The sequence below is a fragment of the Streptomyces thermocarboxydus genome, assembly GCF_024760485.1.
GTDB classification, from domain to species: Bacteria; Actinomycetota; Actinomycetes; order Streptomycetales; family Streptomycetaceae; genus Streptomyces; species Streptomyces cellulosae.
In genome coordinates this window covers 6,831,888-6,843,932 of sequence record NZ_CP058273.1, presented here as the reverse complement: position 1 = coordinate 6,843,932, position 12,045 = coordinate 6,831,888, and the positions used below count along the sequence as shown (strand labels likewise).

At 74.6% G+C, this 12,045-nt stretch carries 12 protein-coding genes; 4 read left to right on the top strand and 8 right to left on the bottom strand.

Annotation, left to right across the window (positions count from 1 at the left end; genetic code table 11):
• Positions 1–15: 15 nt before the first annotated feature.
• The 6 genes from AY578_RS31310 to AY578_RS31285 form a co-directional block, all read right to left on the bottom strand.
• A complete protein-coding gene (locus AY578_RS31310; RefSeq protein WP_136237506.1) occupies positions 16–2,388 on the bottom strand; it encodes a glycoside hydrolase family 65 protein in 2,373 nt (790 codons plus the stop codon).
• A gap of 196 nt (positions 2,389–2,584) precedes the next feature.
• Positions 2,585–4,333, bottom strand: a complete 1,749-nt coding sequence (locus tag AY578_RS31305) for a sensor histidine kinase (RefSeq protein ID WP_136237507.1) — start codon at positions 4,331–4,333, stop codon at positions 2,585–2,587.
• Positions 4,334–4,523: 190 nt separating this feature from the next.
• Positions 4,524–4,898 (bottom strand): roadblock/LC7 domain-containing protein, encoded by a 375-nt coding sequence (locus AY578_RS31300; RefSeq protein ID WP_136237508.1) that lies wholly within the window; start codon positions 4,896–4,898, stop codon positions 4,524–4,526.
• A 95-nt stretch (positions 4,899–4,993) separates the two neighbouring features.
• Entirely contained in the window at positions 4,994–5,506 is a 513-nt protein-coding gene (locus AY578_RS31295; RefSeq protein WP_136237509.1) for a roadblock/LC7 domain-containing protein, read from the bottom strand.
• Positions 5,507–5,544: 38 nt separating this feature from the next.
• Positions 5,545–6,300, bottom strand: a complete 756-nt coding sequence (locus tag AY578_RS31290; protein WP_258906610.1) for a hypothetical protein — start codon at positions 6,298–6,300, stop codon at positions 5,545–5,547.
• Positions 6,297–6,689 (bottom strand): hypothetical protein, encoded by a 393-nt coding sequence (locus tag AY578_RS31285; protein ID WP_019527252.1) that lies wholly within the window; start codon positions 6,687–6,689, stop codon positions 6,297–6,299. Before AY578_RS31285 ends, AY578_RS31290 begins: the two co-directional genes overlap by 4 nt.
• Positions 6,690–7,037: 348 nt before the next feature.
• On the opposite strand from AY578_RS31285, the gene AY578_RS31280 reads away from it, so the two are divergent.
• Complete coding sequence (locus tag AY578_RS31280) at positions 7,038–8,201, top strand: hypothetical protein (protein ID WP_019527251.1); 1,164 nt, start codon at positions 7,038–7,040, stop codon at positions 8,199–8,201.
• A gap of 481 nt (positions 8,202–8,682) precedes the next feature.
• On the opposite strand, the gene AY578_RS31275 is transcribed toward AY578_RS31280, so the two are convergent.
• Both AY578_RS31275 and AY578_RS31270 read right to left on the bottom strand, forming a co-directional pair.
• Positions 8,683–9,021, bottom strand: a complete 339-nt coding sequence (locus AY578_RS31275; protein WP_258906606.1) for a hypothetical protein — start codon at positions 9,019–9,021, stop codon at positions 8,683–8,685.
• A gap of 4 nt (positions 9,022–9,025) precedes the next feature.
• The gene (locus AY578_RS31270; protein WP_258906604.1) at positions 9,026–10,162 is read right to left on the bottom strand and encodes a hypothetical protein; all 1,137 of its coding nucleotides are present in this window, start codon (positions 10,160–10,162) and stop codon (positions 9,026–9,028) included.
• Positions 10,163–10,409: 247 nt separating this feature from the next.
• Between AY578_RS31270 and AY578_RS31265 the strand changes: the two genes are divergently transcribed.
• The 3 genes from AY578_RS31265 to tgmB all read left to right on the top strand — a co-directional run bounded on the left by AY578_RS31265 (position 10,410) and on the right by tgmB (position 12,045).
• Positions 10,410–10,733 carry a YkvA family protein gene (locus AY578_RS31265; RefSeq protein ID WP_037779395.1) on the top strand — a complete coding sequence of 108 codons (324 nt, stop codon included), beginning with the start codon at positions 10,410–10,412 and terminating at the stop codon, positions 10,731–10,733.
• Positions 10,734–10,853: 120 nt separating this feature from the next.
• Positions 10,854–11,045 (top strand): putative ATP-grasp-modified RiPP, encoded by a 192-nt coding sequence (tgmA, locus tag AY578_RS31260; protein WP_004935783.1) that lies wholly within the window; start codon positions 10,854–10,856, stop codon positions 11,043–11,045.
• Positions 11,046–11,061: 16 nt separating this feature from the next.
• Complete coding sequence (gene tgmB, locus AY578_RS31255; RefSeq protein WP_019527249.1) at positions 11,062–12,045, top strand: ATP-grasp ribosomal peptide maturase; 984 nt, start codon at positions 11,062–11,064, stop codon at positions 12,043–12,045.

The following is a 12,045-nucleotide window of genomic DNA, read 5'->3' as shown; positions in this document are numbered from 1 at the left end:
GGGCGCCCGGCGTCGTCATTCCAGCAGGGCGAGCCGGGCCGTCTCCCCCGGGTCCACGCGCACCGCGCGGTGTCCGGGCAGATGCACCTCGATCGGGTAGCGGCCGGCGGACGGCACGGTGATCTCGAGCGATCCGCTCTCCAGGCGCAGCCGTACCCCCCAGTGGCCGTGGTAGCGGACGGTGAAGCCGTAGGAGGACAGCTCCGGCAGCGGCACGGGGTCGAGCCACAGGGCGCCGCCCCGGGTCTCCAGGCCGGTGAGGCCGCGCTGCACCAGGTCGAGGGTGCCGGCCATGGCGCCGAGGTGGATGCCCTCGCCCGTGGTGCCGCCCTGGATGTCGGCGATGTCCGACTGGAGGGCCTCCTGGCAGAACTTCCAGGCGTCCCTGCGGCGCGCCCGGGCCAGGACCCAGCCGTGCACCAGGCCGCTGAGGGTGGAGCCGTGGCTGGTGCGGTGCAGGTAGTAGTCCACCGTGCGCCGCCAGGTCCGCTCGTCCAGGCTGAGCCCCAGCCGCCGGAAGACGCCCTGGAGTTCGGCCGGTGAGAACAGGTAGCCCAGCATGAGGACGTCCGCCTGCTTGGACGCCTGGTAGCGGTTGACGGAGTCTCCCTCGGCCTCCAGGATCCGGTCGAGCCGCCGGATGTCGCCGTACCGGCGCCGGTAGCTCCGCCAGTCCAGCTCCGCGAGTTCGCCGTACCCCTCGAACTGGCTGATGACGCCGTCGTGGAAAGGGACGTGCAGGGTGCGGGAGATGTGGTCCCAGTGCTCGAGTTCGGCCTCGTCCAGGCCGGTGCGCTCGGCCAGTTCGCGGCGGCGCGGCTCCGGCAGGTGGCGCAGCACCTCCAGGGTGCGGGCCAGCACCCAGGTGGCGGTGACGTTGGTGTAGGCGTTGTCGTCGAGGCCGGGGCGGCCGGCGTCCGGGTAGGCGTCGTGGTACTCGTCGGGGCCCATCACGCCCTTGATGCGGTAGCGGCCGAGCCCTTCGTCGAAGGCGGCGGAGCCGGCCCAGAAGCGGGAGATCTGCAGCAGCATCTCGGCGCCCTTGGTGTGCAGGAACTCCTCGTCGCCCGCGGCCTCGCAGTACTCCCACACGTTGTAGGCGATCGCCGAGCCCACGTGGTGCTGGAGGCGGGAGTGGTCGGGCAGCCAGCGGCCCGACCGCGGGTTGAGGTGCAGCTGCTGGGTCTCCTCCCGGCCGTCGCTGCCGGACTGCCACGGGTACATCGCGCCGCGCCGCCCGGCGTCGTGAGCCGCCGTCCGGGCGCGTTCCAGGCGCCGGTACCGGTAGTGCAGCAGCGCCCGGGACACCTCCGGGAAGTGCAGGTTCAGGTACGGCAGCACGAACAGCTCGTCCCAGAACACGTGCCCCCGGTACGCCTCGCCGTGCAGCCCGCGCGCCGGCACCCCCACGTCCAGGTCGGCGGTGTGCGGGGAGAGGGTCTGCAGGACGTGGAAGAGGTGCAGCCGCAGGATGCGCCCCACCTCGTCCGGCACGTCCGGTTCCGACCGCCGCCACAGCTGCTGCCAGGCCGTCAGATGGGGCGCCAGCAGCTCGTCGAAAGGGGCGGCCCGGTGCACCCGGTCGACGGCGGCGTGCATCGGGTCGCTGATCGCCGCGTCGCGGGAGGTGTGCAGGGCGACGACCTTGTCGACCGTCAGGGTCTTCCCCTCCGTCAGTTCCAGCCGGGTCGTCTGCACCGCGCGGGGCCGGTCGTGGGTGACGGTGACGGACGCCGGCGAGGTCAGCCGGGCGGCGTAGGCGATCCGGACGTCGGAGGTCCGGGTGCGGCAGCGCAGCCATACGGCGTCCTGCTGCGAGGTGCCGGTGACCACGTGGGTGAGGTGGCGGCCGTCCAGGTCGGCGTAGCGGGGCACCCCGGCGTTGGTGACGCCGCCGTCGAGCGCCGCCTCGACCACGAGCGGCCCGGAGAACCCCTCGGCGGTGAACTCGGTGCGCAGACCCGCGAGGTGGGGGTCGGCCATGTGCACGAACCGCAGCTGACGGACCAGGAGCGCGGCGCCCGCCCCGAGCCCGTACCGGGTCAGGCGCTCCATCAGGCCGGAGGACAGGTGCAGGGTGACGTTGTGCTCGAGGACGGGCGTGGTGTCGGGACCGATCCAGGCGCCGCCGGGGCGGCGGAAGCGCAGGGGCAGCCAGTTGGGCAGGTTGACGACGTCCTCGTTCTCCACCCGGCGGCCGCCGACCGAGGAGACGAGCCGGTTGTAGACGCCGGCCGCGTAGGTGCCGGGGTAGTGCACGGTGTCGGCGGTGCACTCCGCGAGGACGCCACGGGTGGCGAAGTAGCCGTTGCCGAGGGTGCACAGCGATTCGCGCAGGCGCTCGTCGGCCGGGTCGTAGCCCTCGTACCTCCAGGTCCAGCCCGTCACTTCGCCGCTCCTCCCGCCGACGACCGCCGCGCACGCGGCCGTGCGGCCCGTGCGAGGGCGCCGGGGCCGGCAGCGGCCCGGCGCCGTCACCGGCGGCGAGTCCTCCCGGACGCGGGGCCGGGCGGTCCCGCCGCGACCGGAACGGCGCTCCGAGTACCCCCGGCGGGAGCGGAACACACCCCGCCGGGGACGGGGGCTACGAGTCGCCCACCGGCACCCGCCACACCAGGGTCGTGCCGCCGCCCGGGGTCTCCGTGACCTCGAAGGAGCCGCCGAGCTGCTCGGCGCGCTCCGCCATGTTGCGCAGACCGCTGCGGCGCCCGCCGGCCGGCAGGCCCACGCCGTCGTCCGCGACCGTGAGCCGCAGTTCGCGCCCGTCAGTCTCCACGGCCACCTGGGCGCGGCTCGCGCGGGCGTGCCGGGCGACGTTGGTGAGCGCCTCGGAGAGCACGGCCACCAGGTGGTCGGCGGCCTCCTTGGACGCATGGGTGTCGATCAGGCCTTCCATCCGCACGCTGGGCGCGAAGCCCAGCAGCGGGGCGGTCTCCCCGACGATCCGGACGACGCGGGCGCGCAGGCCGGTCCCGGAGCCGCCGGCGGGGGTGCGGGAGCGCAGGCCGAAGATGGTCGAGCGGATGATCTTGATGGTCTCGTCGAGGTCGTCGACGGCCCGCAGCACCCGCTCGGAGGCCTCCTTGTGCTCGATGAACCGGCCGGCGCTCTGCAGGGTCATGCCGGTGGCGAACAGCCGCTGGATGGCCAGGTCGTGCAGGTCGCGGGCGATACGGTCGCGGTCCTCCAGGAGGGCGATCTGCTCGGCGTCCTGGCGGCGCTCGGCCAGCTCCATCGCCACGGCGGCCTGGGCGGCGAAGCCCCGCAGCGGTTCGATCTCCTTGTCCGTGAAGACATGACCGCCGGCCGCGCGGATCAGCAGCAGGATGCCGCGCACGCCGTCCTCCCCGCCGATCGGCACCGCCACGGCGGGACCCAGGCCGGTGAGCGACTGCGGGCCCGGGAACACCCGTTCGTCGTGGGCGATGTCCGCGGAGGTGACGGGCGCGGCGGAGGCGAACGCCTGGCCGAGGAAGCTGCCCTCGACCGGCACGACGAGGCCGCGGTGCGTCTCGGCGTCCTGTCCGAGGGCGAGTTCCACGGCCAGCGAGTCGATGCCCTCCATGGGCACGGCGACGACGGCGAGGGCGGCGCCGGTGATCTCACGGGCCCGCTCGGCGACGAGCAGCAGTGCGTCGCCGCGCCCGCTGCCGGACATCAGCCCGTGGGTGATCTCGGCGTGGACCTGGAGCCAGCGCTCCCTCAGCCGGGACTCCTCGTAGAGGCGGGCGTTGTCGATGGCGACGCCGGCGGCGACGGCGAGGGTGGACAGGACCGACTCGTCCTCCTCGTCGAACTGCGCCCCGCCGCGCTTCTCGGTCAGGTACAGGTTGCCGAAGACCTGGTCGCGGACACGGATCGGGACGCCGAGGAAGGTGTTCATCGGCGGGTGGTGCGGCGGGAAGCCGTAGGAGGCGGGGTGCTCGGACAGCTTGGGCACGCGCAGCGGCTCGGGGTGGCGGATCAGCTCGCCGAGGATGCCGTGGCCCTCCGGGTAGTGGCCGATGCGGGCGATCTCCTCGTCGCTGACGCCGACGGTGTGGAAGGCGGACAGCCGCCTGCCGTCCGGGCCGATCACGCCGAGGGCCGCGTACCGGGCGTCGACGAGGGCGGCGGCGGCCTCCACGATGGAGTACAGCGCCTGTTCCAGATCGAGCTCGCGGCCGACGGAGAGGACCGCCTCGAGGAGGCTGCGCACCCGGTCGCGGGTGCCGCGGGCCGCGTCGATCCGCGCCTGCAGCTCCTCCAGCAGTTCGTCCAGCCTGAGCTGCGGCAAACGTACGCGCGCGTCCTCGTCCCGCTCCGGGGGCGTGTCCCGCCCGGCGTCTGTCACCCGTGTGCCTCCTGTCCCCACACTCCGGCACCGCCCGCCCGGCGTCCTCCGGGGGCGGGCGTCGGTAACGGTCCAGTAAACGTGACGGTACGGCATTCGGCAGGCCGCGCATCCGGCGGGATGCCCGACGGGAACGTCCGCGGCCCCGCGCGCCGGCGGGCGGGGCGCGGGGCCGCGGACGGGCGGGGTGTCAGACCTCCAGCTCGTTCTCGATGCGGCGCATCTGATGGCGCGCCATCGCCAGGTTGGCGCGGCCCGAGTCGAGCACCAGGTAGAGGAACAGGCCGTTGCCGCCGCGCCCCTTGAGCAGGCGGATCAGGTGGTACTGGCTGTTGAGGGTGATCAGGATGTCCTCGATCTCCTCCTTCAGCCCCAGCAGCTCCATGGTGCGCAGCTTGGACCGCACCACGTCGGTGTTGCCGGCGGCGGCGACCTCCAGGTTGAGGTCCTTGCCGCCGCCCAGGGTGCCGAGGGCCATGCCGCTGGTGTAGTCGACGAGTGCGGCGGCCGTGGCGCCGTCGATGGAGCTGAGGCATTCCTTGAGCGAGGTCTCGGTGTTCGCCATGGGTGGTGTCCTTTCCGGATCGTGAAGGGTGGTGCGGGCCGGCGCCGGCGGTGTGCGGGCGTCCGGCCGGGTGGTGAGATCGGGTGAGGTGCGGGTCAGCCGCCGGTCCTCGGCCGGTGGGCGGGACGTTGCGGGGTGCGTACGGGGAGGGTGCCGATGGGCCGGGCCCCGTCGGCCGGGTGCGGGGCGCCGTCGCGGGCGGCGGGCCGGTCGGCGTGGCGTCCGCCGCCGGGGCCGATGCGGGCGTCGACCAGTTCCGCGATCCGGGTGCCGCTGCGGCGGCCCTCCAGGTGGAGCCGGCCGACGTTGACCCGGTCGTCGGCGAGAAGGGTGAGCACGGCGGTGGTGCCGGCGGCGTAGGTGGCGATGTAGCCCTGGGCGCCGCGCACCAGCAGTTCGCGGAAGTCGCCGCGCCCGGCCGCGTCCGTCATCCGGTGAGCGACGCCCAGCGCCGCGGCGGTGAGCGCGGCGAGGCCCTCGGGTTCGGTGCCGGGCACGTCGTGGGCGAGGACGAGTCCGTCGACGGTGGCCGCGAGGGAGCCCGCCAGCCGCGGGACGCGGGTGCGGAGCCGACGCAGTTCGTCCAGCACGTCGGTCTCGACGGCCATGAGCAGTCTCCTTTCGGCACGCTGCCGGCGCGTGCGGATCACAGTGCCTCCAAGGCGTCCAGGAGCCGTCTCAGCAGCGCTGTGTCGGGCTCGTCCCAGTCGGCGCGGCCCGCGCCGGGGACGGGGTGGACGGGCGGGGCGGGCGCGGGGGGTGCGGGGGCGACCAGTCCGTCGGCGGCCAGCCGGCGCAGCTCGACGAGGGTGTGGAAGGTGCGGTGGGCGAGGGCGGAGGCGATCTGCGCCGCGGTGCGTCCGCCGTCGACCAGGGCGAACGCGCGGCCCCTGCGGGGCGGCAGTACGGCCGGGCCGGCGTCGGGAGTCCGGGTGAGCGGGGCGGTGCGGTCCAGCAGGGCGCGGCGGCGGTACGACTCGCAGCACGGTCGCCACGGCACGGGGCGGACCGCGCCGAGCCAGTGCGCGACGCCGGGGCGGAACCGCAGGGCGGTGCCGTCGTGGGCGAGCGCGAAGTACGCGGCGTCGAACAGCGCGCCCAGGTGGGCGAGTTCGAGGGCGCCTGCGGTGAGGCGTCCGCTGTCGACGAGCTGGCGGCCGACCCGCTGCCGGGCGCCGGCCCGCTCGACGGCCTCCCACCAGCCGGCCGGGGCGAGGGCGCCGCTGCGGGTGAGCAGGTCGCCGAGGGCGGGGCTGTGCGCGGACTCGACGTGGACCACGTGTCCGGCGGCGAGGTAGAAGATCCCGGAGCGGGTGGTGAGCGCCCCGGTGGCCCGGTCGGCGGCGAGGGTGCCCAGCAGTTCGGGGGCGGATCCGTCCGCGGGGGCGGCGGCAGCGGTCATCCGAGCACCATCCGGTCCGCCATCTCGGCCAGCCGGATACGCGCCAGGGCGAGGTTGCCGTCGGCGCGGTCCAGCGACAGGAACAGGAACACCGTGCTGTCGAAGGTGGTGACGACGAACCGCAGCAGATGGAAGGCGTCCGCGGTGGTGAGGATCAGGTCCTCGACGGGCGGCTCCTTGCCCTGCCCGGCGTGCGCGGGGGCGAGGGCGCCGCTCTCCATCGCCAGGCGGGCCAGTTCGGCGGTCTCGGCGGCGGTCGCCTCCACGTCGCCGCCCGGCGCCTCGCCCACCGCGCCCAGGGCGAGCCCGCTGATCCAGTCGACCACCAGGGCGCCCCGGGCCCCGGGCAGTCGCATGGCTTCCAGCAGACTCTCGTCGATTCCGGGCACGCCGGATCCCCCTCCTCGCACGGCTGTACCGCGAACGTGACGTCGACGCTACGGTGTGTGCTCGACCGAGGTGAGGGCTTTGGCGTTTTCCCGTGGAATATGCGACAGGGGCATCGGGACGCTGATAGGGTCCGCGCTTCTCGCGTCCGGTACAGGGCGGGACGCGGGGCCCGTACGGGCGGTTCCCGGAGACGTACGGGAACAGTCGTGCGCGTCAACGGCCGGGTGTCGGCCGTCCGGGCGGGCCGCACGCCGGCCGGACCGCCGTACGGACGAACCCGGCGTCCGGTCATGCCGCGCGGGCGACGATACTGAAGAGAGCACGTGCCCCCGCTGACGACTGGACCCATGCCGATCTCTGCCACAGCCCGCCCCACCGTCCCTCCCACCGTCCGGACGACCCGCGGCCGCTACGTCGGGGAGCGGGCCGACGAGACCCTCCGGCGCGGCCTCTCCGCCCTGAAGGCCGCCGGGGCCATCGACGACTTCCTCGAACTTCCGGAGGACGACACCAAGCCGGACCTGGTGTTCGAGTCCCGGACGCGGGTCGGGGACGGCGTCACGGTCCGCGCCCGCCTGGCCCTCTCCCCCGCCAGGGCGAAGGGACCGGACCGCGACTGGCTCCTGGTCGCCGAGGCGGAACGCCCCTGGGACCCCTCCTGGCCGTCCCCGGTCACGATGTTCTGGCCGCAGGAGCCGGACGCCGCCTGGAACCACGACCCGGCGTCAGGACTGCGCCCCGGCGAGATCAACATGCTCCCGGAGGACGACAAGGACGTACGGCGCCGGCTGCGGGACTGCGCCCGCGACCCCTGGTACGTCCACGTCGTCGTGCACGAGGCGATGACCCCGGACGAGCGCGGCTACATCCCGCTCGCGCACTGGCTGCCGCCGGGTCTGCGGCACCGGGTCGTCGAGCACCGGGCCACCCCGCAGCAGGCGCGGGTGACGAACTGGGCGCTGCGGGAGTTCGACGTGGAGGTCCCCCGGGGCGGCGCGGCGGTGCTGCCCGGCCGTCCGGTCCCCGAGGGGTACGAGCCGGACGCGTTCGCCGTGCGCGCGGTGTTCCTCGACGGCACGGAGCCCACGGACCTGGTGGACGCGGTGCTGCGCCACGACGCGCTGCCGAGGGAGCTGCCGGAGCGGGCCGAGGAGGCGCTGACCGCGCTGCGCGGGGACTGGCACCTGCTGACCCTCGCGGAGGAACTGGAGCGGGAGCGGGCGCTGGTGGCGATGTACGCCGAGGCGCTGGACGCGATGACGAAGTCCCGCGACCTGTACCGCGAGGCCGCGGAACGCGCCCACGAGGCGCTGGCCGCGTACCGCGAAATGGGCCTCACCCCACCGCCCCCGGCCGCCCAGCCGCCCCGCCCGCGAACCCCGGCCCCGCTCCAGCACCTGACACGCACCCTGGAACGCCTGAAGCCGGGCGCCTCCCGCCGCGGCCGGCCCACCCCGGAGGAGACAGCGCCGGGGCCTGAGCCGGAAGCGGAGGCTCCGGACAAGGGATGAGGGGGGGCGGTGGGCGATGGCTGGGGGCGCCACCGTCGCGCCTCGGCCCGTGCGTCCCACCGCGCCTGGGGAAGGAGTTGTCCTCGGCACCCGAACCGGCAGCGGGCCCCCCCGGGCGAGCGGCGAACCCGGGTGCCACGGCATGCCGTCGGTCGGCGGTCCGGGAGGATCGCCCCGTCGGCGGTCCCGCAGCCCGGCCCGCACCGGCCGGTCCCGACGTGGCCAGTCGTCCGGCGCAGACGAACTCCGGAAGCGGAACTTCCTGACGAGCGGTCGCCCCGGCACCGCGGCACGGACCGCAGCGACGGACGGGGCTCACCATCACGCCGGAGCAACCGAGGCCCGGCGCCCCCGGATGAGACGGCCCTTTCGCCCGTACCGGAAGCAGAACATCGGCCGAGGACGAGCCGGGCGGGCGGCGGGCGGTGGAGGGCACACCGTGGGTGTCTCCCCGTCACCGCCCGCCGCCCGCTTCGGTCGGTCAGTCCGTCGCGTGGTGCGGTTCTGCCGGGGGCCACGGGGACCAGCGGGTGTCCGGGAGCGGGGTGGCCACGCGGACCACCAGGGCCGCCAGGGCCAGCAGTGCCGCCGCGATCGCGGCCGACGTGGCGAGCCAGTCCGGTGCCAGGGCCAGGTCGACCGCCCTCGGCAGGGTCGCCTCCGTGAACGAGCCGCCGTAGGCGTGCGCGACGGCCAGTGCCGTCGCCGCCGCCACCCCCGCCGCGAGCACGACCACCGCCGGGCGTACGACGAGGATCAGCGCCAGCACCGTGCACAGCACCGACAGGCCGACGGCGAGGGCATGGACGTTGAGTGACACGCCGTCACGTTGCAGCGGGAAGTGGGTCACCGCGCAGACCGCGAGGGCGACGGCCGCCAGCCAGCTGGTCCAGATCGCCGCCCGGGGCACGGGCCGTGAGGGGCGGGTGCGCGCGGCGGGGCGGGGACGGCGGACCGGCCGCAGGGGGCGGCGCGGCGGCGTCGCGCCCGAGCCGCAGTGCGCCGCCGGCGCGGGAGGCCGGGGTGCGCTGCGGCTCAGGCCGGGGCCCCTCCTGCCCGTTCTCCGTCTCCTCCGCGGGCCGGGCCGCCTCCGCGACGGCCGCGCGCAGGAGGTGCTCGGGGGGACGGTGGGCGGCCAGACGGTCGATCAGTTCGACCAGTTCGTCGACGGACCGGCCGGTGGCGGCGGCGCGCAGAACCTCCTCGCGGCAGTGCGGCGGGAGGGGCTCGTTGTGCAGAAGGGCGACGAGGAGGGTGACGTCCTCCACCGAGCGGTGGGCGGCGGCCGCACGGATCGTCTCGTCGGCGCTGGCGGCGTCGCGGGGCGGACGGGTCAGCAGGGCGACCAGCCGGGTGACGTCCTCCACCGAGCGGTCGACGCCGGCGGCGCGCAGCGCGTCGACGACGGCGCGGGTGTGCTCGGGCGACCGTTCGAGCGCGGTGATGAGGTCGACGACCTCTTCGAGGGGCCGGTCGGACACGGCGGCGTGCACCAGGTCGGTGACGGGGTCTGGGTACACCCGCCCGGTCGGTCCGTTCGCCCCGGGCGGCCCGGGTTCCGCACCCGGCGGCCCGGCGGGGATGTCGGTGTCCACGGGATCCACCAGGTCGACGAGCGCCACCGGGTCCCGGTTCCCGTCCGCCCCGGCGGGTTCGCGCGGCCGGTCGACCGGGTCGCGTGGATGGTTGCCGTGCACCGGATCGCGGGAGTAGCCGGCGTCGGCCGGACGAGCCGCGCGGTGTGCCCCGGACGGATCACGCGGGGGCGCGGTGTCCGCGCCCGCGCCGCCCGCGTACCGCGCGTCGGCCGGAGTCGTGTGATCCGCCGTCCGGTGGCGCGCCCAGGACGGTTCGGGCCGGTGGGCGCCGGTCGCGGTGCCCGTCGTGCCGACGGGCGGGGCCGCGGCCGTATCCATGGGTATACCGGGTTCGTTGGAGGAGGACGAGGAGAAAGTGGTCATGATCGACTCCTGGGGAAGACTGATGACCATTACTAGGCTCCCCCACCGCGTGCTGCCACTTGACTGAGCCGCAGGGATGACCTGCGACGATTCCGTGTTTCGGGTGTTGTTCACGGGGCAACGGTCGCGAGCGCGCATGGCCGGTCCCCGCCGCCATACCGGGGCCCGGAACGGGAATCCGTTTCCTCGAGGACTGTGTCGGGAGGCGAGGCCGCACCACGCGGCCGCCGGGAGGTGGGCAGTGACCTTGGACACAACGACCGTGGTGTGGGGCGCCGCGGTCCTCGCGGCCCTGGTGCTCGCGGGCGCCGTGGCCGTGCTGGTCCGTCTGGTCCGCACACGGCGGGAGTTGCGGCGGGCGGGGCTGCCCACCGGGCCCCGCTGGGTCTTCTGGGGCGCCGTGCTCTATCTGGTACTTCCTGCCGATCTGGTACCCGATCCGGTGTACCTGGACGACATCGGCGTTCTGCTGCTCGCTCTGCGCACCATGCGTGGTTCCCTCGGCGCGGGGACGCCCGGAGTGCCCGGAAGGCGCCCGGGACGGCAACCCGCCGATGATTACGCTCCGTGAGGAAACCAACCACCCGTTCGATTCGTATAAGTCTCTGGAAGCCAACGCAAGTCGGCGGACCAAGCGGCGGCGCACAGACGACCGTTGCCTGATCGGCGCAGCACCGACGAGGGAGAGACGATGCAACCGTTCGCGCTCAACTACGCCCGTCCGGCGGTGGAGTTGGCCGTTGCCACTCCGTATGCGTATGACTCCGGACTGCAGTTGAACGTCCTCGGTGACGGGCGGATCGCGGCCTGCGACCATGCCCTGTTGCGCGAGGTGGGGACGACCACGTCCACCGCGGGCTCCAAGACCCACTTCGACGACTGAACGCGGACCGTAGACCATGACCGTGCTGATCCTCACCTGCGAGGAGGATGTGACCGCCGACATGGTGGTGGTCCATCTGAACGGCGCAGGGGTGCCGGTGGTCCGTCTCGACCCCGCCGATCTCACCGGTGGCGTCTCGCTGTCCGGCGAGTACGTCCACGGCCGGTTCCGCGGCCATCTGTCCGCCGGCGGACGGCTGGTGAGCATCGGCGGGCTGCGGTCGGTGTGGGTGCGCCGCCCCGGCTCTCCGGCCGAGCGCGCCCCGCAGCCGTCCGCCTGGCTGACCGAGGAGGCGTCGCAGGCCCTCTACGGCATGCTGCGCGGCTGCGACGCGCGATGGATGAACCACCCGGACGCCGCGCGGCAGGCCCGCCACAAGCCGTGGCAGCTGCGCCTGGCCCAGCGCTGCGGGCTGCCCGTGCCGGCGACGGTGATCACGACGTTCCCGCGCGCGGCGCGGGAGTTCGCGGAGCGCTTCCCCGACCTGGTGGTGAAGCCGGTGTCGGGGGCGCATCCGCAGGATCCGCCGCGGGCGGTGCCGACGAGCAGGGTGGCGCCGGACACGGACTTCTCGGCGGTGGCCTACGGGCCGACGCTGCTGCAGCGGCGGATCGCCAAGCGGGCGGACATCCGGCTCACCGTCGTGGGCGACGTGCTGCTGGCCGCCCGGAAGGCGACGGCGCCGGACGCCGACCCGCAGGTGGTGGACGTGCGGTTCGCCGCGCCCGGCCCGCCGTGGGAGCCGGTGGAGGTCCCGCCGCGCACCGCGGACGCCGTGCTCGACTACATGCGCCGGGCGCAACTGGCGTACGGCGCCTTCGACTTCGCCGAGGACGCGGACGGGATGTGGTGGTTCCTGGAGTGCAACCAGTCCGGACAGTTCGGGTTCGTCGAGGTGGAGACGGAACAGCCGATCGCGCGGACCATCGCGGAGTGGCTGTCCCGTCCGGTTCCCGAGGAGCCCACCGAGCCGGCCGGTTCGATCACCACGGCGCGGTGA